The organism is Roseofilum acuticapitatum BLCC-M154, assembly GCF_030068475.1.
In the GTDB taxonomy this organism is placed as follows: domain Bacteria; phylum Cyanobacteriota; class Cyanobacteriia; order Cyanobacteriales; family Desertifilaceae; genus Roseofilum; species Roseofilum acuticapitatum.
This window is the reverse complement of record NZ_JAQOSP010000109.1, coordinates 89,442-111,440: the sequence shown is the minus strand read 5'-3', so window position 1 is coordinate 111,440 and position 21,999 is coordinate 89,442. Positions and strand designations below refer to the sequence as shown.

Genomic DNA, 21,999 nt, shown 5'->3' with positions numbered 1-21,999 from the left:
TTTGCGGAATATGCAGAGAGGCTAACTCATTAGACATCTCCTAAAACCCTTAAAACCAGAAGTGTTGAATCTCGACATAAAACTTTACATTCTTCAGGAAGTGTTTTTCTTGGCTCGATTTGAGGGGTTCTCAGTTACGCTGATGTTTAATCCATCTTCGGGCCAATTTCCAAGCACTAAAAGAACAAAGAAAACTCCCGACTAAAGCAACCAGAAAGGGCAGGGGAAATTGCCATTCTAATTGTTTGAGATTCTGGAAATCCCAGGGTTCAGTCATTAAACCAGAGGTTGAAGCGACGATCGCCCCCGCAGCGATACCCACACCGATCGCCTGAATTTCGTTTTGCAAAGCTTCGTTTTGCTGTTGTAAGATGCGATCGCTCTCGGCTTGTTCGATCTCCACTAAACCGCGAATGGTGGCGATCGCCTGATCCACCAACTCCGTGCCATCGGCAAAATAGCTTAAATTGGTTTGAATTTGGGCATGGTAATAGGGTGCAGTCTCCTGGGCAAATTCATAGAACAATCCCAATTTTTCAGGAGCAAGGTTTAAGGTTTGAGCTATTTCATCCAACTTGTAATCATAGTTTTTTAAGTTGGTTTGAATGGTATTGCCAAAATCATCCATCTTTCGCAGAAAGCGCCGATAGGGTAACGATTCTTTCGTTAGATTTTTCAGTTGACCCTTGAAGTCCGCCAGATCGTCCTTGGTTAAATCATTAGACTGTCGATTATCGAGTTTTATTTGCAAATCATCTAGGGTTTCTTCGATGTTTCCATAGCCTTGCTTCAAACCTTGGTAAATCTCGCGACTATCTGCAAACGCTTTCACAATTTTTGTGCGATAAAAGAGCAAATCCGTCAGCAACGGTAAGCATTGATTTACCGCATCGTGCGCTTGTTCATCCCGGAAGAGCCAGATCAGAACATGGCGATCGCCGCCGGTTTTATCCCGGTTGTCATAGGCAAAAATTGAGTTACCAAACAACTCACCGGATTCATATAACTGCAACTCATCCGGGTCAAATAATCCGGTAAAACAGCTATTGGCTAGACTCTGTAAATAATCAGGGTCGCGTTGTTTATTCGGGCTGGGAATATAGGCCGTAAGAATCAGGGTATTGCCCAGAAAAAACGTTTTTTTGCCTGGATTGGTAAAATGATGTAGAATAGCATTAGGCTTAAGAATTTTCCCCAGTTCATCAAGGGAGACTTTCTCTAAATTCTCTCGATCATCCTCATAGCCTAGATTAAAAAATAAACAGTAACTATCTTTCAGTTGCCAGGCTTGGGCGGAACCTGAAACAAGAGCCGATGAATTGAACTCAATTTCCTCTTGCTCATCCTTTAAGCTTACCCCAAACGGCTCTAAGAGGCGATCGCACTCCGTCCAAAACAGGTGATCCTTCCCCTTCTGACACAGTTGATAGGCGAACAAATAGACATTAGGCGCGAGAACAAGCGGAGCAGGAGTAGAATTCATAAGAGATAGAGAGGATTTTTGCATCAGTTCAACCGTGTGCCCCTCATCCCCCAACCCCTTCTCCCGCAGGAGAAGGGGAGCAAAGTCCCTCTCCCGTGGGAGAGGGATTTTCCGCAAAGCGGATATGAAAGGGAGAGGGCAAAACCGAGTCTATAGTCATCCATGTCCCCTTGCGGAAATCCATTGAAAAGGCTAAATTTAACCATCTGACTGAAGAATGCGCTTACGCAAACTCTCCGGGATTTGCGGATAATGATTATCCAGGGTTTTATCCGGTTGCGTCTGGGGTTTAGGACTATCCTTCTTGAATTTAAACTTGCGGTTGTGAGCGGCAAACACCTGATCGCTCAATTTCGGATAATCAGAACACCACTGGCCCAGTTTATCGGCAAACACCTCATTAGACTCATCTTTTGACTCCACCACCAGCGTATTCAGGGCTGGCAAACCTTTCATCGCTCCAGACGTAGTAAAGATATTATTCGGGTTCGTTTCCCAGACTTGGAGAAACGCTTGCATATATTCTTCATCAGTCATATCAGAAACCGGGTTTCTACCACCTCCCCTATTTTATCGCAGCCCATGAAGACCAGAAACCTGCGTAGACCAGAAACCTGCGTAGACCAGAAACCCGGTTTCTTTAAGAAACAGGGTTTCTTTGACCCCAGGGTTTCTTTGACCCCACCAAGATCAGAAACCTAGACCCCAACCACGCAGAAGCCCGCCCAATAATAAGGCTCATCGTAGGGGGTATACTCTGGTTTATATCCCCGCGCAAAACGAGCCATCACCCGCTTTTTCCCAGGCTCAGACATCAACCGACACCCCCTTACCCAGCCTCGCAACTCGCCCACCGTCACCTGTCGCATCCACTCCTGGGTCTGCTTCAGCGCCAACGTCACCGAGGGGCGCGGTTCCGTGAACAACCGTTCGTAAAAGTAAATCATAAACAACGCCGTAGACACATCATTCACGGCCCAGAGGGTTCCCAGGACATGGCGGGAACCGGCAAAGAAAAACCCCGCCAAAATACTGATATATTCATCACTGGTGGCTGTGATATCCGAGATCGCCGTTTCGCAGGCCGAGAGAACCACTAGGCGACAGTGGGGTAAGCGCAGATTAAAGATTTCTGGCAAAATCAGGCATTTGTCTGGCTCGAATGTTCCCCGACGGGAGCGGATGGCTGGGGTGCGTCGGTCACCGGTTTCGCCCATTTGGGAACCGGCCAGAATGAGGCCGGAACTCTGAGGGTGGACAAAATTAAAATAGCCATGACAGGCAAAATGGGCAAAGTCCGTCGTCGTCAGTTGGCTCAGGCGTTGGTTAAACTCGGTTTTCGTGGCTTGCTCTCCCTGGAGAATGGTGGGGGGAGCGCTAAAGGACTGTTGAATGGCTTCCACTTCCAGGTCGGTATACTCCAGGTCGGCTGTGGGGTTTTGCACCGCGAACAGGGCTTCACCGGAAACCGGCGCATCTTGCGAGACCGAGAGCTGTAGGATCTGGCTGCTGGGGGCGTAGCGGATACCTTGGGGGAAACGGTCGGCTAAAATGCCCCCCTCCAGGGGTAAGGCGTGCAGGGGGAACAGGTGCAACCAGCGATAGGGGACTAAGATTAACTGCTGGCAGGAGTCCGGAAGGGCGGCCACCAGGGTATCGAGTTCTAGGATTTCGGCCAAGGCTGCGAGATAGGTGGGTAACTGGGTTTGCCAGGGGGTGAGGTCGTCTTGCTGATAGCTGGACAGATAGAGGTTGGTCAGTTCTCCGAGGCGCTCCAGTGCTTGGGGGTCAGTGGTCAGGACTTGGGGCTGGGTTCCCTGGTGGGTGACGATGAAACTGTGGACACCTTTAGCAGTAAAGTACCACTCGACTAGCACCGTGTGGGGGTTGACCAGCCCTTGAATTTCCCCGTAGGTGATGGGGGTGACCTGTTGACCATAGCCGAATTTGGGGTCGTGGGGGGTAATGTCTTCTGCGATCAACTGGTCGAGCTGCTGGCGCAGAGTGCGGACAGTGGCCGCCGGAACTCCAGACCCACCGCCAACCGGGGCGCTGCGGCTGTCCCCAGGGGTGGGACGGGAGTCCGAGTCTCCCCCCTGCTGTTGCTGGACTTGCCACCACTGCTGATAGAGGTCTCGGTAGCGCTCCCAGAGGTCGGGGGGAATGGCTTCCGGTCGCAGTCGGGTGGCTGCCAGCAGTTCCACCAGGTTGCGGGCCTTGCTGCGCTCGGCATATTCTAGGGCCCCAGAATCATCCTCCAGCTCAAGACAGACTTCGATCATGCTCTGATAGAGCTTTTGCCATTCTTCCGCCAGTTTTTGTTTATCTGCATCTCCACCCAGAATAATGCCCCGGCGTATCTCTTCTACGGTGTCAATGGCTTGGGCAAAAGTGCTGTAGGCGTTCTGCGGTTGTCTTGCCTTCCGGTAGGCCAGACCCAGGTTCCACAGGGTTGCGGCATGGTCTTGCGGAAAGGCTTCGCGGGTTCTCACCTTTAGCGCTTCCTGATAACGCCGGATCGCCTCTTCCAGGTTCTTGGCCCGCTCTCCCCTGATGCGGTCACGGTAAGCAGCTCCCAGATTATTTTGGGTCATGGCCCACTGTTGGGGAAAGGCTTGACGGGTTCTCACTTGCAGGGCCAGAGAGTAAGCGGAGATCGCCTTTTCCAAATTCTCGGCCCGCTCTCCCCTGATGCGCTGATGGTAGGCTCCTCCCAGATTATTTTGGGTTGCTGCCCAGTCTTGGGGAAAGGCCTCACGGGTTCTCACTTGCAGGGCCTGAGAGAAAGCGGCGATCGCCTCTTCTAGGTTCTGGGCCCGCTCTCCCCTGATGTGGTATAAGTAGGCAGTTCCCAAATTATGTTGGGTCATAGCCCAGTATTGGGGAAAGGCCTCACGGGTATACACTTGCAGGGCCAGAGAGTAAGCGGCGATCGCCTTTTCCAGGTTCTCGGCCCGCTCTCCCCTGATGCGGTTACTGTAGGCAGCTCCCAGATTATTTTGGGTGGTGGCCCAGTCTTGGGGAAAGGCCTCACGGGTTCTCACTTGCAGGGCCAGAGAGTAAGCGGCGATCGCCTCTTCCAGGTTCTCGGCCCGCTCTCCCCGGATGCGGTTACTGTAGGCTTCTCCCAGATTACTTTGGGTCATAGCCCAGTATTGGGGAAAGGCCTCACGGGTTAACACTTGCAGGGCCAGAGAGTAAGCGGCGATCGCCTTTTCCAGGTTCTCGGCCCGCTCTCCCCTGATGCGGTCTAAGTAGGCAAGTCCCAGATTATTTTGGGTGGTGGCCCAGTATTGGGGAAAGGCTTCAGGGGTATACACTTGCAGGGCCAGAGAGTAAGCGGCGATCGCCTTTTCCAGGTTCTCGGCCCGCTCTCCCCTGATGCGGTCTAAGTAGACAGCTCCCAGATTATTTTGTAGAGTTGCCCATATCGGTGGGTTCGTTGCTTGGGTAAAAACTGTAAAGGCAATTTCGTAGCAGATGATTGCGATCTCCAGATTATCAGCCCGACTGCCTAATGGAAATTGTTGAATTAAATTACCAAAATTACCAATAACTGCGGCAATACCCTGCCTCTGTTCTGCTTCAACTTGTTCCAGTGTCTGACTGGCCCAAGCTGGCAAGATTTGAGCTAATGTTAAATCTAATTTGTCTAAATTCTGTTGCAAGAGCGGATAAACCCCGTTCGGGTCTCCTCTACTCTCCTCTGTTGCTTGCAACACTGTCATCCAAAACTGCTTATACTCTTGCTCTGTCGCCCGTTCCCCGTTCCCCCGCAGCACCCGCACCAGTTGCCGCAAAAACTGCGCCTCATTCTCCCTCCCTCCCTGCTCCATCTGCTGGGCGATAGTCTCACACACCTGGAGAAACTCCCCATTCACCAACTCGCGGTTCTCGTTCAGTATCCGTCCCTCGTCCCCATCAGGACAAGTGAGCAGTTGTTGGATCAGGTGAAGATAAGCGGCGATGCGTTGTTCATCCATGGTGACGATGGGAAACCGAGTTTCTGGTGACTTTCCCCCATCCTATCCCAAGGTTGAGGGAGAAACCCCCTGCGTAGACCAGAAACCCTTGCGTAGCTCAGAAACCCGGTTTCTTGAAGAAACCGGGTTTCTTAGACCCCTCCACGGGAAGATTAGAAGTTGGGTTTTCTTGCACCTCCTGCGTAGACCAGAAACCCGGTTTCTCGAAGAAACCGGGTTTCTTGGCCACCTTGGCTATACCCCCCTTGGCTACTCATCAAAGAGCAAATTTTGAATCACCTCATCCCGTCCTCCCTCCTCGACAAACTGGCGATAGGCATCCACCGACTCAAACAGCGATGTCACCCTCTCACATTGGGGTAAAGTGCCACCGCGCACTTGCAGATATTCTGGATAACTGGAATATGGCCAATCTTCAGCCGACTCGACCAAATTCGCCTCCACTGGGTTCAGGTGAATATAGCGGGTTAAATGGGCTAAATAGCGATCGTTATCGACCAAAATGGCCTGAAAGCGTCCCTGAAATAATGAACCGACACGCTCATAACGCCGATTCATGGCTTTTGTATAGGACAGGGTAAACCGTTGCATGTGCTGGGAAAAGTCCGCCTGATTTAAGTAGACTAAAAAATGGTAATGATTGGGCATCAAGCAATAGGCTAAAACGTCCAAGACTTGCGGTTCAATGAAGTAATGGCGAAACTGACGCAAAAAGTAGAGATAGTTGTCAGTTTCAAAGAAGATCGCTTGCCGATTATTTCCCCGATTATAAATGTGATAATAACATCCTTGCTGAAATTGCACCTGACGATAGGGCATTCTTTTTACCCCAGAAATCGGGTTTCTTGCAACTTTCTTATTTTATCCTAAGTTGTGGGAGAAACCTCCTGCGTAGACCAGAAACCCGGTTTCTTGAAGAAACCGGGTTTCTTAGACCCTGCGAAGAACAGAAGCTGGAATTTGGAGAACTTTACCCTCTCACTTAAAATGGAGGCTTCTTAGAGAAAAAACGAAAACTATCGAGTTATTAGACGTGGTTGCTCTGACGGTTGACTTACCTGAATATCATTGCGTAATTGTATCCAGTTATCAGCATCGCCAGATATCTTGTCTTTCTGTGGCGATCGCCATTGGGTAAGCGGACAGCAAAGCAATGCCCAGCATTATCACCCCCATCAGAGTCCTGGAGACCAAAGGATTCTGAAAATATGTTAAAATTTGATAAGTAAACACTCATAACTTGGTCAAGCCAAACCCAAAATCTGGGACGGAATACCAAGTTTTGTGGTTTCTGAATTGTTTTCTGCATGGAGCCTTGCCCCGTATGAGTATCCCCCTAGATCGGATCGTGCCCACGGACTTAAGAAATGAGATGTCCCGGTCATACCTAGAATACGCCATGAGCGTCATTGTAGGTCGAGCGCTTCCCGATGCCAGGGACGGACTCAAACCGGTTCACCGCCGGATTTTATATGCCATGCACGAGCTGGGATTAACCCCCGATCGCCCCTTCCGGAAATGTGCCCGTGTCGTCGGGGAAGTCCTCGGTAAATACCATCCCCACGGCGATACAGCCGTTTATGATGCCCTGGTTCGCATGGCCCAAGACTTCTCCATGCGATCGCCCCTGATCAACGGTCATGGTAACTTCGGCTCCGTAGACAACGACCCCCCAGCCGCCATGCGGTACACCGAATGCCGCCTCCAGGCAATCTCCACCGAAGCCATGCTGCAAGACATCGAAGCCGAAACCGTAGACTTTATCGACAACTTCGACGGCTCCCAGCAGGAACCCATCGTCCTCCCCGCACGGGTTCCCCAACTACTCCTCAACGGTTCAGCCGGTATTGCCGTGGGCATGGCCACCAATATCCCCCCCCATAACCTGGGAGAACTGATTGATGGTCTAGTTGCCCTGATTGACGATCCAGACTTAACCGATACAGACCTCATGCGGTATATTCCCGGCCCCGACTTCCCCACAGGCGGCAAAATTCTGGGAACCTCTGGCATCCAAGAAGCCTATACCCTGGGGCGCGGCTCAATTACCATGCGCGGCATAGCCGATATTGAAACCATTGAACATCGGGGGCGGCCGTCACGGGATGCGATTATTGTTACTCAACTGCCCTACCAGGTGAATAAGGCTGCCTTAATTGAGCGGATCGCCGAACTCGTCAATGATAAACGCATCGAAGGCATTGCCGATATTCGGGATGAGAGCGATCGCGACGGAATGCGGATCGTCGTCGAACTGCGGCGCGATGCCTATCCTAGGGTCGTTCTCAATAACCTCTACAAACAAACCCCCCTACAAAGCAACTTCGGGGCGAATATGTTGGCATTGGTCAATAATGACCCCCAACTCCTCTCGCTAAAACACTTCCTCAGCGTCTTCCTGGAATTTCGCGTAGAAACCATCACCCGACGCACCCAATACGAACTCCGCAAAGCCGAAGAGCGAGACCATCTATTGCAAGGCTTACTGATTGCCATGCAATACTTAGACGAAATTATCCAACTCATCCGTCGCGCTGCCGATACCCCCAGCGCCAAAACTGAGCTGATCGAAGACTATTCCCTCTCCGAAATGCAAGCAGATGCCATTCTGCAAATGCAACTGCGGCGCTTAACTGCTCTAGAAGCCGAAAAAATCCGTCAAGAACATGAAGAATTGCAACTTCGCATTGCAGATTTAAAAGACATTCTCGCCAACCGCAATCGCATCCTAGAGATGATTAAGGCAGAATGTGCAGAACTAAAACAAAAATTTGCCACTCCCCGACGCACCCAGATCGAAAAAGCAGAAGGGGATCTCGTCGATATGGACTTGATCGCCAATGAAAAAGCGGTGATCTTAATTACAGAACAGGGCTATATTAAACGGATGCCCGTCGATACCTTTGATGCCCAAAGTCGGGCAACGCGGGGTAAATCTGGTGCAAAAATGAAGGAAGATGATGGTATTGACCATTTCTTGACCTGTTGCGACCATGATAGTCTGCTGTTTTTTAGCGATCGCGGTGTCGTCTATCGTCTCCTCGCCTATCAAATTCCCAGCAGCTCCCGCAACGCCAAAGGCACACCCATGGTACAAATGTTACCCATTCCCATGGATGAGAAAATCACCTCCATTATCCCCGTCTCCGAATTTAGCGACCATGAATACTTAGTGATGCTCACCCAGAAAGGCTATATCAAACGCACTGCCCTTGATGCCTTTAGTAACATTCGCACCAATGGATTAATTGCTATCTCCTTAGCTGAAGGCGACGAGTTGCGTTGGGTCAGAAGAGCCACGGAAGAAGACAGTATCATTATTGCCTCTGCTCAGGGTAAAGCCATTCATTTCAGAACCAATACCGATCAAGTGCGTCCCTTGGGACGGACGGCACGGGGGGTAAGGGCAATGAAACTGGTGGACGGCGATCGCCTGATTAGCATGGATATTTTACCCGGTCAGGTACTCAATGAGGTCATGGTCGATCAGACCGAAGCAGAAGAAGAAGTGAATGAGCCACTCGACACCGAAGACATCGACACCGCGCCCCTCGGCCCCTGGGCATTGGTCGTTACCACGAAAGGTTATGGAAAACGAGTACCCGTCAACCAATTCCGACTACAAAACCGCTCTGGAAAAGGAATTATTGCCACTAAGTTCAAATCCCATAAAAGCAACGATCAGTTAGCCGCTCTACGCATCGTTCACCCCGACGATGAGTTAATGATGGTCACCTCCCGTGGCATCATTATTCGCCAGTCTACCAATGCCATTTCCGTACAGTCGCGGGGTGCAACCGGGGTCTTAGTGCAACGGTTAGATAAGGATGATACCATTGCCGCAGTTGCTCTAGTGCCCACCCACGCGGAAGAAACCACGGAAGGGGAAGACGTTGAAATGGACACCCCCCAACCCTTACCAGAATAAATGAGGTGCAAATTCTGGCTATTCATGTCCGCGAAGCGGAAACACTATAAATTAAACATCTAGGGAGCGACAATTAAACATCTAGGGAGCGACAATTAAACATCTAGGGAGCGACAATTAAACATCTAGGGAGCGAGACGCTCCCACTCCAGCAATATCAAGGGATTGGAGGAGTGCGGGCATCTTGCCCGCTTCTTCACTTTTTATCCGGACTTGATATCATATCAAGTCCGATTGTTCATGTCCGCGAAGCGGAAATACCCTGATTAAAAACTGAGGGAGCGAGACGCTCCCACTCCATTAATATCAAGGGATTGGAGGAGTGCGGGCATCTTGCCCGCTTCTTCACTTTTTATCCGGACTTGATATGACTCGATTAATGCTCTAACACATCTTTGTACTGCAACAAATCCAAGGCAACTAAAACCGGGATACAGCCAAAACACTCTTGAGCCAGTTCCCAGCGCTCTTCTCGGTGCAACATTTGGATCAGTTTTTCTTTCACGCTCAGAAGATAGCGCACATCATTAGCAGCATAGCTGAGTTGTTCCTCGGAAAGGTTGCCGACATTTCCCCAATCTGAGCTTTGGGCACTTTTATCGAGTTCGACTTTTTCCAGTTCTTGCACTAATTCTTTGAGTCCATGACGGTTGGTGTAGGTGCGAGCAAGTTTGCTGGCGATTTTGGTACAGAAGATGGGATTGACAATGATATCGAAATGATGGCGAAACTGGGCCACATCAAATCGAGCAAAGTGAAAAACTTTGTTAATCGTTGGGCATTCTAGGAGTTGTTTAAGGTTAGGGGCTGTGGTTTGTCCTTTGGCAATCCGGATGGCAATGACATGGCCTTGGGGGTCAGAAATTTGCACTAAACAGAGGCGATCGCGTAGAGGTAATAGGCCCATGGTTTCAGTATCGACGGCAATTTCTCCGACTTGCATATAATGGGCGAGTTGTTCATCATTAAGATCCTGCTCGCCGATCTGAAAGGGTTGAATGGTCATAAATTAAGTAATGAGTAATGAGTAATTCGAGATTCCCCTATCTCCCCATCTTGGCTATGGCTGTTGTTCGGTGGGGGTTTCGGGGTTGGAGGGGGGGGATTTTTGGGAAGCGTGAATAAACCAACCGATGACTAGAACCAGGACTGCACCAAGAATATACCCTAAACCGGCAAATCCAAAGCGATCGGCGGCGAAACTAATCCATTGTCCAAGTCCTTGTTTAGGTGGGGGATCGTTCATATCGCTCATAAATACTATCCCCTATTGACTTTCAAAAAGTTCGGAGAGTTCTTCGGTACTGGTTCCTAAAATTCTGGCGAGTTTGGAGATTTCATTATCCGTGAATCCATCCCGAATTTGGATCAGTTCTTTGGGAGACCGACCGACGATGCGGGCGATCGCCCCAATTTGTTCGTCACTAATTTCTTTACCTCCATACACATCCCGCAGATCTTGGGGGGAAAGTTTATAGGAGTCACAAAAGCGGACGAACTCTTTATCGCTAATATCGAGTTGTTCTTGGCGATCGCGCAATAGGAACATGATCGCCCGCGAGCCATGATCAGGACGCTTAAAGCGATCGACATATTGCTTGTATAACTCATTGACTTGTTGGGGAGTGCCTCCCAACTGTTTCACTAAGTCGGTACAAGCCATTTTCAGGGCTTTATTGAGGGTTTTGTTTTGTTGAGAGAGCTTTTCGTTTTCCTGTTGCAGTTTTTCGGATTTGTTGATGGTGTCAACAATACTGGCGGCAAATTCTGGAGTACATAAGCCTACATCCGCCTCTTCATAGGAAATGGGGATGTAAGAGCGGTTAGGATTAAATTGTAAGCGTAAAGCCTGATTATTTTCTTCCATAAGGTTCTACATAGTTGCGCTAACCCAAGCTTCAGAAGGGGGTTTCTGAATCTGGGTCTATTGTACTTCACCTTAACTCTGAATTCGATTAGAGGCCAAGCGATCGGCAATGCGGGTGGTTTCGGGGAGACGGTATTGGGGAGTACAATCGAGCAGTATCCCCAAATGACAGGCTAATCCAAATCTACGAGGATGTGCCAATCCTTGACCATCGCAAAGAATTAAATCAGGGGTTGTGGTGAGTTGACGGAGTGCTTTGAGGATGGGGGGCACTTCACGAAAGGAGAGAAAACCGGGAACATAGGGAAAAATGGTCGGACAAAGGGCGATCGCCGTTTCTACTAGCTTTAAATCTGGAAAACTCAGTACGGCAACTGCTGCTCTGGTGGTTTTGCCCCCATTTTCAAAGCCTAGATCGACTCCAGCTACCCAATGGACTGTTGAAAGTCGATCCGAGGTAATGACGCGATCGCGCCCTTGTTCTTGGATTAATTTAGCTTCCTCTATGGATGTTGGCCAACTGAGCGCTTCTGGAGTATTCATAATCTATCGATTCCCAGAATAATCTTTACTATTCTAAGGGCACTTCCAAGACAGTTGTTGCTGTGTAGGATACGCGATCGCCCGCATATCCAGAGTGAGGTGAGTCAGTGGGGAGATGCGTGTTAAAATTCGAGTAATATCAAGTCCGATTGTTCATGTCCGCGAAGCGGAAATGCCATGATTAAAAACTTAGGGAGCGAGACGCTCCCACTCCAGCAATATCAAGGGATTAGAGGAGTGCGGGCATCTTGCCCGCTTCTTCACCCTTTATCCGGACTTGATATAAATTTGGATTCAATCAGCAAAAATAAGTTTATGCCCGAACAATTAAAACCTAAATCTAGGTTCGTTTTGCCCCATAAAGGACAGACCCTTCAAGAGCAGATAGATAAAAATCAACCGGCTCTTGCCCTCTTAAAACAGTGGATAGAAGAAGAACCAACTCCAGAAGAAGTGCATGACCGAGAACAATATTGGCAAACGGTAAAGGACATCATTGATCGAGAGCGTCCATCAGGCTTTAAGTTATATCATCAAGAATGATCATCTTTTTAGATTCAGGAATTGTCGGATTTATTTCATCTCCGAGTTATTTAGGCGAAGCCCAAGAATGCAAACGGTGGTTGTATCAAATTTTGGCTAGAGGGGCTTATCTTGTTTCTTCTGATATCTGTGATTATGAAGTGAGGCGAGGTTTATTATTAGCAGGTTTAACTGGATCTAGAAATGATGGACTAAAGAATCTAGATCGGTTACCAGAAATTATCGATTTTCTACCGATTACTCAACCGGTACTCAAGGAAGCATCTAAATTATGGGCGGAAGCTAGAAAACAAGGGATACCAACTGCCGATCTCAAAAATATTGATTGTGATATGATCGTATGCGCTCAATGGAAACTCCTTCAAGAAGAATATCCTGGTCAGTATGTTGTGATTGCTACGAGTAATCGTAAACATTTAGAGCGTTTTGCTGAAGCTGAAATTTGGCAGAATATTCGCTTTTAAAATCCCCGATTGTAAGGTGGGCAGGAGGATAAGCGATATCATTCAAATTCTACAAGCATACCCTGCCGACCCTATCCGAATAGTACGCGATCGCCCCCCAATCGAGTTAAGCTAGAGATCGGGTTAGGTTTCGTGGAGAAGATCGATGACAACACTCATACGTCGTCCTTTGTTAGTCAGTGGCTTAGGCTTAGGTGCGATCCTGTGGTTATGGGCAAATGTCCAAAGTTCCGTGAGTGAATGGGGAGAATGGGTTACCCTGGGGGCGATCGCCTGGGGTGGGATCTGGTGGTGGCGGCAAAACTCTGGCTCTGTCCCTGTGGAAACCCCTGCTCAACCCGTCAATCGGGAAACCCTGGAACGGACATTTACCCAAGTTGAAGAGGCGATACTCCTTTGGAGTCGCTTCGCGAACGCCGAGTTAGCCACCGAAGATATAGATATTTCCAGTTGGCAAAACCGCCTAGATGAACTCAGAGCCGAAATTAATCGCCAAACCCTAAGCATTGCCATTACTGGCGGTAAAAATGTGGGTAAAAGTAGCCTGTTCAATCTCCTCTCCCCAGATTGGCAGATCGTAGAAACCCCTGCCCTATTTACGCCCAATCCTAGCGAAGATCTACAAAGCCAGATTGAAGAACAACACCGCAACAGTGATGTAATTTTGTTGGTCATTAGTGGAGACTTAACCGATTCTGAATATCAAACCCTACAAAAGCTTAAAAATAATCATCATCACGTGATTTTGGTTCTGAATAAAAAAGACCAATATCTACCCCAAGAATTGCCCAGTATTCTCCAACAAATCAACAGCCGGATGACGGGTAAACTAGAGAAAGAAGATTTAGTGGTAACTGCCGCTATTCCTCAAGCAATCAAAGTCCGCAAACATCAACCCGATGGCACAATAGACGAATGGATGGAACAGCCAGCGCCCCAAATTGAACCCCTGAAAACCCGTCTCGCGCAAGTGGCTACGGCTCCTAGCGCCCCCATTTTAGCCACTATCCAGCGCCAAGCAGAAGCCTTACAGAGCCAGATCCAAGCCATCTGGAACCAAAAACGCCGCGATCGCGCTCTACCGGCGATCGAGCAATATCAATGGATCGCCGCTACCACTGCCTTTGCTAACCCCATTCCCAGCCTCGATCTATTAACCACTGGCGCAATTACCGGTCAACTGATTTTAGACCTAGCCAAAATTTATCAACCGAACCAATCTTTTAACCTCCAACAAGGTCAAAAAGTAGCTGGCATTGTCGGTGAATTAATCGTCAAACTCGGCTTAGTCGAACTCTCCACCCAAACCATTACCAGCATCCTCAAAACCAACACCATCACCTATACAGCAGGGGGACTGGTACAAGGCATCAGCGCTGCCTATTTAACTCGCATTGCCGGATTAAGTTTAATTGAATATTTCCAAACCCAAGACTTTCAACCCGAACAGGGATTAAACCTAGAAAAATTGACCGCAATGATTAAACAAGTCTTTGAACAAAACCAGCGCACCGCTTTTGTGCAATCCTTTGTCACTTCCGCAGTCAATCGCTTGAAACAGGCGTAAAGTTCTTCATAATTAACTTTCAGAGCCTGATTACGAGTCCTTAGTAAACGATAGGTGAAAATGTATTTTTTCACTTGTACTTCCTGTAATTAATCTCATGACTCAATTTACCATAGACATCCCTCCTACTATCTCTGAAGATGAAGCCAAGCTCTTTCTAGCAGCAAAACTGTTTGAAGTGGGGAAAGTCTCTATCGGTCAAGCCGCAAAACTCGCTGGCTACTCTAAGGGAACTTTTATCGAAATGATCGGCAAGATGGGTATTCCGGTTATAAATTACCCTGCGGTTGAATTAGAGCAAGAGATCCGGTTATGAATCCTGAAAGTCATGGGTACAGTAGGAATGCTTATCCAGGCCAAACAGAAAAACATTATCTCTGCTATTAAACCTATCCTTGAATCCTTAGCAGAAGCTAATTTTAGGATCTCAGATGCAATTATTGATAAAGCCCTTGAACTCGCTGATGAATAATATCAAGTTCGCTTATTCATGTCCGCGAAGCGGAAATACCCTAATTAAAAATCCAGGGAGCAAGATGTTCCCACTCCAGTCATATCAAAGCATTCGAGGAGTGCGGGCATCTTGCCCGCTTCTTAACAAATTTTCATGTCCGCTTGCGGAAACCGGACTTGATATAATTGGAAAAAACAAAGAAACCAAGTTTTTCAGCGAGAATAGAAATCCGGTTTCTTTCCACCTCTGGCAGATCAGAAACCGGATTTCTTGCCCCTATCTAAACCTACTCGTTACCTTCAATGGGGGCGAACCCTTGACGCTGGATGTTTTCCGTAATAGTCCGGGGTTCGAGGAACTGAATCAGGTAATCCGGGCCACCCGCTTTAGACCCGACTCCGGAGAGCTTGAAGCCACCAAAGGGTTGCCGAGAAACGATCGCCCCCGTCGTATTGCGGTTAATATACAAATTGCCCACCTCAAACTCGGCCATCGCTTGGTCGATATGGCTGGGAGTGCGGGAATAGAGACCGCCAGTGAGGGCAAAATTGGTATTATTGGCAATGTCCAACGCTTCCTGGAACGTCTTAGCCTTGATTACTGCAACCACGGGGCCAAAAATCTCTTCTTGGGCAATGGTAGCCGTCGGTGGCACATCCTGGAAGATCGTCGGCCCCACATAATAGCCCTCTTTCGCGCCAGAAACATTGGGAGCCAACATTTCTAGAGCCACTTTAGCCTCCTGTTTTCCGGTGGCAATATAGCCCTGAATGCGTTTCATGGAGGTCTCATCCACGACCGGCCCCACCTTGGTACAAGGATGGTCTGCGGGCCCCACATTCAAGGATTTAGTCGCTTCTACAAACCGCTCCAAGAACGCATCATACACCGGTTCCAGGACGATCGCCCGCGAACAAGCGGAACATTTTTGACCGCTATAGCCAAAGGCAGAATCGACGACCCCTTGCACGGCTTGGTCTAAATCCGAACTCTCATCCACAATCACCGCATTCTTACCACCCATCTCAGCAATGACGCGCTTCATGTGCTTCTGTCCCGGTTGCAGTAGGGCAGCATTGGCATAAATTTGACAGCCAACTTCCTGGGAACCAGTGAAGGCAATCATATGCACATCCTTGTGTTTGACCAAATGGGCCCCCACGGTCGATCCTTTTGCAGGTAAAAATTGAAATACACCTTTAGGGATTCCTGCCTCAATCAGCACTTCCATCAATTGGGCGGCGATCGCCGTACTCACCTCCGCAGGCTTGAGAATCACGCAGTTCCCCGTTACCAGAGCTGCTACCGTCATCCCCGTAGTAATGGCGATGGGGAAATTCCAGGGAGAAATCACCAGGGCAATGCCTCGCGGTTGATACGTCAGGCGGTTATTTTCCCCAGCAATATCATAATTATGGCCGCGATCGAGCCGTTCCATTTCATCGGCATAATAGCGACAAAAATCGATCGCCTCGGAAACCTCTGCATCCACCTGTTGCAGCACTTTCCCCACTTCCAGCATCACCCAAACGGACAGTTCTGCTCGGCGCTGTTCCATCAGATCGGCGGCTTTTCGCAGAATCCGCGCTCGCTCTGTTGCGGGGGTGGCTTTCCAACCGGGAAAGGCTGCTTTGGCGGCATTCAGGGCGGTTTCTGCTTGTTCAACAGAAGCCATACCAATCTTGGCCACTAACTCCGTCGGGTCAGAGGGATTGACAGAATTGATACTCTCTGCGGTTTGGACAAACTCACCATTAATGTAAGGCAGAATGGTTTTACCCAGTTGGGGACGGACTTTATTTAACGCAGATTGCGCCCGTTCTCGGTTAGTCACTTGGGCAAAGTCGGTATCTGCTGCATTTTTAAAGGCAGTGGTTTTCTGGGGTCGCGATCCCGTTGTTTTCACCACCGGAGGCCCAATGAGTTCTTCAATGGGGCGGTTTTCTTGGCTTTGACGCAAGAAGGAACTGTTAGCGGTATTTTCCAGCAAACGGCGAATCAAGTAAGCCATACCGGGGAGCAGACTACCGTAGGGAGCATACATCCGCACCCGCAACCCTCGGTTTACCATGGCTTTAGCGAGGCGATCGCCCATTCCGTAGAGAACTTGGTATTCAATGCGACGGCGGGGAATGTTCAGAGTTTCGGCGATCGCAATAGCTCTGGCTTGCGATCGCACATTATGGGAGCCAATAGCCGCATTCAGATACTCATGATTTTCCAACAACAACTGCGTCAGCAACTCAAAGTTAGCATCCGTGGCCACCTTATCATCAAACACCGGTTGTGGCCAGTCATGTTGCACCGCTTTAATTGTTTCCTGATCCCAATAGGCTCCTTTTACTAAGCGAATGGTAATCGGATTTCCCCGTTGTTTAGCCCAAGCAATTAAATCTTTTAAATCTGCTTCTGACTCTCTCAGATAAGCTTGCAGAGTTACGCCAATATCGGTACGGGTTTTAAACTCGTCTTCGAGTAACAATTCTTTGAGAATGGCAAACGTAATATCTTTATAAACATACTGCTCCATATCAAAATGGATAGCCGCTCCCTTTTCTTTCGCATGACGCAATAGGGTACGGATGCGCTCGATTACCCGTTGCTTAGATCCCTCAGCATCCAGGGGATCGAACTGGGAATAAAACGCCGTCAGCTTAACCGAAACTTGCACCTTGGGCAAGGGTTCCCCATCGGCTTCATCAATTTCGGGGATGGTTTTCCACCGTTTCGCCGCTTCCGTTAATTGATCGATTAAGTCGATATAGCCTTGCAAATAAGCTTTTGCTTCCGTTTCCGTAATCACCGCTTCCCCTAGTAAATCCAGGGTAAACGCCATCTTCTCCTTACGGAGATTTTCCACAGTTTTTAACACTTGCTGTACGGTTTCCCCAGCAATATATTTCCGCGCTAGGGTTTCTACCGCCGTGGATACAGTCGTTGCAGCCACTTGTCCCGGCATGGAGTCAGCTTGGGTAAAATTAAGAATCCCCTTTAATGCGCTGGGTAATTCTACTGCTTCCGTTGTCATATATTCTTGCAAATGCCGCGCCACTTCCGCCTTAGAGCGCAGAGCAGGCAAACAATCAATAAACCGGAACAATTGCACCCGCAACCCTGGGTTATTCATCGCCCAGTCTAGGAGCTTATCATCCCAACGCATCTGATCGCGCATCTGGGCAAAGATAGAGCGCTTTTCCCCTTGCGCTGCGAGTAGTTCCTTGGCGATCGCCAGGGTTTGGCTCTCGTAGGTTGGATTTTCGACTTGTGCTACCACAGATTCTTCCCCCTCGGAATGAATGTGAATCGAGAATTAATCTTGATTTTTTGTGTATTTTTCCAATATATCTCGAAAGTACGGTATGATTGAAAGTTTGTTAAGAATCACAAACAAAACCCAGAGCGGGCAAAACCCCGTTTTTCCGATTCCCTATTCCCGATCCTAAACTGCTATATCCCATGGCTCAAACCCTTTCTGCACAAGAGATTACCCTAGGAACTCTCAAACAAACCTTGGGATTGCAAGTGGCTAAAAATAGTAACTTCTTTACGGAATGGTCAGAAAAACTTCCTTCCTTGTTCTAGCCATCCTAAAGCGCCTAAGCCAAGTTTTCTAGCGGTAAGGTGGGCAAGGATCTTGGCGTAAATCTCAATCTCCCCACTACACCTTGCCCACCCTACTGGACTTTAAAATTTCTAAAATAAGACGCTTCTCGTTTAGTCATAGCTTATTCTAAATCGCCTTCCATGACTAGGGCGATCGCCTGTTTGGTGTTTTCCTGGAACTCGCGGATATTCACCCTACCCAAGAGCCAGGTTGCCGCAATCAAGCCCCCCGCTTGCACTACAAACACCAAACCATAGGACAATACCGGCTCAGAAAACAAGGCTTTTCCCAGGTCTAAAACCGCTCCTCCTAACACGGTGGCGCTTCCTCGCGCCATGGCCTGAGCGAGTCCCCAAGCGCCGATAAACGTTCCGGCAGTTTCCGCAGCCGTTAAATCGAGCATTAATCCGATCGCTCCAGCCGTCAAGACTCCAGAACTTAATCCAAACAAAAACAGGCTTAACATTAGGGCTTGAGGATTACCCGTAAATCCGGAAAATAACAGGAATCCAGAACAAAATGCCGTCCCCACACAGCCACTAAAACAGGTGCGCTGTTTGCCTAATCTAGGCGTAATCAAAAACCCAGTGGAACCAATCCCAATTAAGGTTCCCATGCCAAAAAAAGCATTGAGTCGTGCAGTTTCTGAAATGGGCATCTGGAAGACTTCGCCCCCATAGGGTTCTAAGACGGGATCTTGCATAAACAAGCTGATGCTCATGAAGAGGAGAAAGGTGAAGAAGATCCCGGTTTGGCGACTAGCAGTGAGGATTTTCAGAGCATTACCGAGGGTAATTTGATCTTCTCGGTTAGTGGCGCTGGTGCGATCGCCATAAAGCGAATATTTTTTCTCAATTCCTAACGTTCCCATCACTGCGAGGAAACAAACCAATGTGGGCACAATAATAAACAGGCGATTAATCGAGGCTTGCAGATCTTCCGGGGGCGAATCTAAGCCCAACTGTTTCAATAAGCTACTACTAATAATTGCCCCAACTACAATCCCCACCATTAACATAGACCAGACAATACTGACCAATTTAGAGCGATTGCTCTCATCAGAGACATCAAATAAGAGGGCAGCAAAGGGGGTAGAACTGGCACTTAAAGCCAATCCATAGAATACAAAAATCAGTGCCAATAAACCCGCCCAAGCATAGGTTAAGGGAGTCCATCCCAAAGTAGCCGCACTATTGCCCAGTTGCCAAACCACTTGCAAGGCAAGAAATGAAGTGGTGGTAAACAGCAGAGTACCCATCCAAACATAGCCCGTGCGATGGTAACCGGCGATCGGTTTTGCGTCCGAGAGTTGACCAAACCAGATCCGTGCTGGCGAGACAAACTGATGGGCGGCGATCGCCCCAGATGCAATTAAAGCGGGCACTTTCAGCTCATCAATCATCACCCGATTAATCACCCCCAAGGTTAGCAGGGACATAATCCCTAAACCCATTTGAAAGAGTCCCAAGCGGAACATTGTCAATAGATTAATTTGGGATTTAGACTCACCCATTTTCATCATCCTGGTTGACCTTTTAAACCTTAAGAATTTCAATAGGGTACAAACACGCTAGAACCTTATGCCAATGAGCGCCAAGGGACGTTTGGCTAGTCTCCTATGCTTAGAATACAGAATTTCTGTACTGTGCGCTCCACTAAGTTAGATTATCAAAGGCTCAAATCATGAGTGCCAATTGCCTTTTGCCTGTAATTCACTCCCCCTACACCAGCGCCAAGCGCTGTATCCCCCACCCCTGCATAGCCTTATGCTATGAGTTTATCCTACTATGCCATAGGGTTATCTTGACACTCCCCGACCTAAAGGTGCGGGGATTCTTGAGCTAATCACAGCCCTTTCAAGTCACCTCTACTTAGGTCTTAAATCTTAACTAGCGATCATGCAACTTCAATCTAGACCGTCTTCAATTCAACTCTCTCCCCTAGCCATCAACCGCCCGTTGTTGATGATTGGCCATGGGAGCCGCGATCGCGAAGGGAGAGATGCATTTATCGATTTTGCGGCCGCTTACGAAGCCCTAGACCCCTCTCGGCCCGTGATTCCTTGTTTTTTGGAGTTAACTGAACCGAGCATTTTAGAGGGGGTTAAACGCTGCGTAGAGCAAGGCTATACCGACCTTTCCGCCCTGCCGATTTTGTTATTTGCTGCCCGCCATAATAAGTTTGATGTCACTAATGCCCTAGATGCGGCTCGCTTAGAGTATCCGCAAGTGACATTTCACTATGGTCGGCACTTTGGTATTACTCCCAGTATTTTAGATCTGTGGCGCGATCGCCTAACCGCCCTCGATACCCCCGACTATCCCCGCGCTGATACCGTACTCCTGTTTGTGGGGCGCGGATCGAGCGATCCCGATGCCAATGGAGATGTCTACAAGTTAGCTCGCATGGTGTGGGAAGGAAGCGGGTATCAAACCGTCGAAACCTGTTTCATCGGCATTACCCATCCCCGTTTAGAAGAAGGATTTCGCCGCGCCCGACTCTATCAGCCCAAGCGGATTATCGTGTTACCCTATTTCTTATTCACTGGGGTATTGGTGAAGAAAATCGCCGATATCACTGCCCAACAACAGGAAGAATTTCCAGAGATTAACCATGTATGCTTATCTGAGATGGGTATCGATCCTCTTTTAATGCAGTTGGTGCGCGATCGCGAAATTGAAACCCAGTTGGGACAAGTACAGATGAACTGTGAGTTATGCAAATTCCGGTTAGCTGCCCTCGGTGATGGCGATCATTCCCATTCCCACGATCATGGACATGGACATCATCACCACGATCACGATCATCCCCCAGTCGATCCCTATGCTGATCCTCAAGCCTACCATCAACGGATTTGGCAAGTACCATGAGTGAAAACAAAACCTTTCAAGTCGGCGATCGCGTGCGCGTCATTGCCATGCCTCCCTACGTCAAAACCGCAGAACCCATGCCCATGCTCCGTCCACCCGATGTCATTCAACTCGGTGAACAAGGCACAATTCTCGACTGTCGTCCCGGAGGATATTGGGGCGTTCGCTTTCCTGGAGGCGCATTTTTGATGGATAGCCAATACATCGAAGTCGTCACCTGACAGGGAGCGGGGGATGGGAAGATTGCTCATTCCCCTATTCCCCCATTCCCCTATTCCCAAAAAAAATTCCCCAAACCCTTGACAAACCCCAAAAATCATGTAACTATGGATATTGGCTTACACAAGGGACTGTAGTTCAATTGGTTAGAGCACCGCCCTGTCACGGCGGAAGTTGCGGGTTCGAGCCCCGTCAGTCCCGTACAACTCACGCAAGACTATCGATAAATCATCGGTTTTCACGAAAAATATTGACCTGCCGCAACGCACCACCCCCACCAAAAAATCCCTAATAATTCAGACGGTGCGTTATGCGGAAATATCATTGATTTGTAACCATTGACATTTTCTGGCCGCATAACACACTCTACCTATGATGGTATCGCCCCCGGTAGGGTGTGTTGCGGCATCGATAAATTATCGGTTTTCACGAAAAATATTGACCTGCCGCAACGCACTACGCCCACCAACAAAC

General features: G+C 48.7%; 19 protein-coding genes and 1 tRNA gene. 10 read left to right on the top strand and 10 right to left on the bottom strand.

Features of this window, described 5'->3' with window-relative positions; translation table 11 throughout:
• Window positions 1-130: 130 nt before the first annotated feature.
• The 4 genes from PMG71_RS17680 to PMG71_RS17665 form a co-directional block, all read right to left on the bottom strand.
• On the bottom strand, window positions 131-1,483 hold the full coding sequence (locus PMG71_RS17680) for a hypothetical protein (protein WP_283755034.1): 1,353 nt from the start codon (window positions 1,481-1,483) through the stop codon (window positions 131-133).
• Window positions 1,484-1,681: 198 nt separating this feature from the next.
• Window positions 1,682-2,020 carry a hypothetical protein gene (locus tag PMG71_RS17675; protein ID WP_283755033.1) on the bottom strand — a complete coding sequence of 113 codons (339 nt, stop codon included), beginning with the start codon at window positions 2,018-2,020 and terminating at the stop codon, window positions 1,682-1,684.
• Window positions 2,021-2,181: 161 nt separating this feature from the next.
• Complete coding sequence (locus PMG71_RS17670) at window positions 2,182-5,466, bottom strand: CHAT domain-containing protein (protein ID WP_283755032.1); 3,285 nt, start codon at window positions 5,464-5,466, stop codon at window positions 2,182-2,184.
• A gap of 249 nt (window positions 5,467-5,715) precedes the next feature.
• Window positions 5,716-6,285, bottom strand: a complete 570-nt coding sequence (locus PMG71_RS17665; RefSeq protein WP_283755031.1) for an REP-associated tyrosine transposase — start codon at window positions 6,283-6,285, stop codon at window positions 5,716-5,718.
• 505 nt (window positions 6,286-6,790) lie between these two features.
• Here PMG71_RS17665 and gyrA point away from each other — a divergent pair.
• Entirely contained in the window at window positions 6,791-9,394 is a 2,604-nt protein-coding gene (gene gyrA / locus PMG71_RS17660) for a DNA gyrase subunit A (protein WP_283755030.1), read from the top strand.
• Window positions 9,395-9,770: 376 nt separating this feature from the next.
• On the opposite strand, the gene PMG71_RS17655 is transcribed toward gyrA, so the two are convergent.
• The 4 genes from PMG71_RS17655 to PMG71_RS17640 all read right to left on the bottom strand — a co-directional run bounded on the left by PMG71_RS17655 (window position 9,771) and on the right by PMG71_RS17640 (window position 11,804).
• Window positions 9,771-10,400: a ribonuclease D gene (locus PMG71_RS17655; protein ID WP_283755029.1), complete on the bottom strand. Its 630-nt coding sequence runs from the start codon at window positions 10,398-10,400 to the stop codon at window positions 9,771-9,773.
• A 54-nt stretch (window positions 10,401-10,454) separates the two neighbouring features.
• Window positions 10,455-10,649, bottom strand: a complete 195-nt coding sequence (locus PMG71_RS17650) for a hypothetical protein (RefSeq protein WP_283755028.1) — start codon at window positions 10,647-10,649, stop codon at window positions 10,455-10,457.
• A 12-nt stretch (window positions 10,650-10,661) separates the two neighbouring features.
• A complete protein-coding gene (locus PMG71_RS17645) occupies window positions 10,662-11,261 on the bottom strand; it encodes a hypothetical protein (protein ID WP_283755027.1) in 600 nt (199 codons plus the stop codon).
• 72 nt (window positions 11,262-11,333) lie between these two features.
• The gene (locus PMG71_RS17640) at window positions 11,334-11,804 is read right to left on the bottom strand and encodes an endonuclease V (protein ID WP_283755026.1); all 471 of its coding nucleotides are present in this window, start codon (window positions 11,802-11,804) and stop codon (window positions 11,334-11,336) included.
• 315 nt (window positions 11,805-12,119) lie between these two features.
• Between PMG71_RS17640 and PMG71_RS17635 the strand changes: the two genes are divergently transcribed.
• The 5 genes from PMG71_RS17635 to PMG71_RS17615 all read left to right on the top strand — a co-directional run bounded on the left by PMG71_RS17635 (window position 12,120) and on the right by PMG71_RS17615 (window position 14,850).
• Window positions 12,120-12,347 (top strand): hypothetical protein, encoded by a 228-nt coding sequence (locus PMG71_RS17635; RefSeq protein WP_283755025.1) that lies wholly within the window; start codon window positions 12,120-12,122, stop codon window positions 12,345-12,347.
• Window positions 12,344-12,811, top strand: coding sequence for a PIN domain-containing protein (locus PMG71_RS17630; RefSeq protein WP_283755024.1), 468 nt, complete (start codon window positions 12,344-12,346; stop codon window positions 12,809-12,811). Before PMG71_RS17635 ends, PMG71_RS17630 begins: the two co-directional genes overlap by 4 nt.
• Window positions 12,812-12,956: 145 nt before the next feature.
• Window positions 12,957-14,378, top strand: a complete 1,422-nt coding sequence (locus PMG71_RS17625) for a slr1306 family protein (protein ID WP_283755023.1) — start codon at window positions 12,957-12,959, stop codon at window positions 14,376-14,378.
• Window positions 14,379-14,475: 97 nt separating this feature from the next.
• Complete coding sequence (locus tag PMG71_RS17620) at window positions 14,476-14,694, top strand: UPF0175 family protein (RefSeq protein ID WP_283755022.1); 219 nt, start codon at window positions 14,476-14,478, stop codon at window positions 14,692-14,694.
• 12 nt (window positions 14,695-14,706) lie between these two features.
• A complete protein-coding gene (locus PMG71_RS17615; RefSeq protein WP_283755021.1) occupies window positions 14,707-14,850 on the top strand; it encodes a DUF3368 domain-containing protein in 144 nt (47 codons plus the stop codon).
• Between the two features lie 268 nt (window positions 14,851-15,118).
• Here the strand turns inward: PMG71_RS17615 and pruA are convergent, their stop codons facing one another.
• Window positions 15,119-18,106 carry an L-glutamate gamma-semialdehyde dehydrogenase gene (pruA, locus tag PMG71_RS17610; RefSeq protein WP_283755020.1) on the bottom strand — a complete coding sequence of 996 codons (2,988 nt, stop codon included), beginning with the start codon at window positions 18,104-18,106 and terminating at the stop codon, window positions 15,119-15,121.
• Window positions 18,107-18,288: 182 nt separating this feature from the next.
• Here pruA and PMG71_RS17605 point away from each other — a divergent pair, with 182 nt between their 5' ends.
• Entirely contained in the window at window positions 18,289-18,414 is a 126-nt protein-coding gene (locus tag PMG71_RS17605) for a hypothetical protein (protein WP_283755019.1), read from the top strand.
• Window positions 18,415-18,557: 143 nt separating this feature from the next.
• On the opposite strand, the gene PMG71_RS17600 is transcribed toward PMG71_RS17605, so the two are convergent.
• Window positions 18,558-19,949: a BCD family MFS transporter gene (locus tag PMG71_RS17600; RefSeq protein ID WP_283755018.1), complete on the bottom strand. Its 1,392-nt coding sequence runs from the start codon at window positions 19,947-19,949 to the stop codon at window positions 18,558-18,560.
• 385 nt (window positions 19,950-20,334) lie between these two features.
• On the opposite strand from PMG71_RS17600, the gene PMG71_RS17595 reads away from it, so the two are divergent.
• The 3 genes from PMG71_RS17595 to PMG71_RS17585 all read left to right on the top strand — a co-directional run bounded on the left by PMG71_RS17595 (window position 20,335) and on the right by PMG71_RS17585 (window position 21,726).
• A complete protein-coding gene (locus tag PMG71_RS17595) occupies window positions 20,335-21,306 on the top strand; it encodes a sirohydrochlorin chelatase (RefSeq protein ID WP_283755017.1) in 972 nt (323 codons plus the stop codon).
• Window positions 21,303-21,527, top strand: coding sequence for a regulatory protein SipA (gene sipA / locus PMG71_RS17590; protein WP_283755016.1), 225 nt, complete (start codon window positions 21,303-21,305; stop codon window positions 21,525-21,527). Before PMG71_RS17595 ends, sipA begins: the two co-directional genes overlap by 4 nt.
• Window positions 21,528-21,652: 125 nt before the next feature.
• Window positions 21,653-21,726: transfer RNA gene (locus tag PMG71_RS17585), tRNA-Asp, on the top strand.
• Window positions 21,727-21,999: the final 273 nt, after the last annotated feature.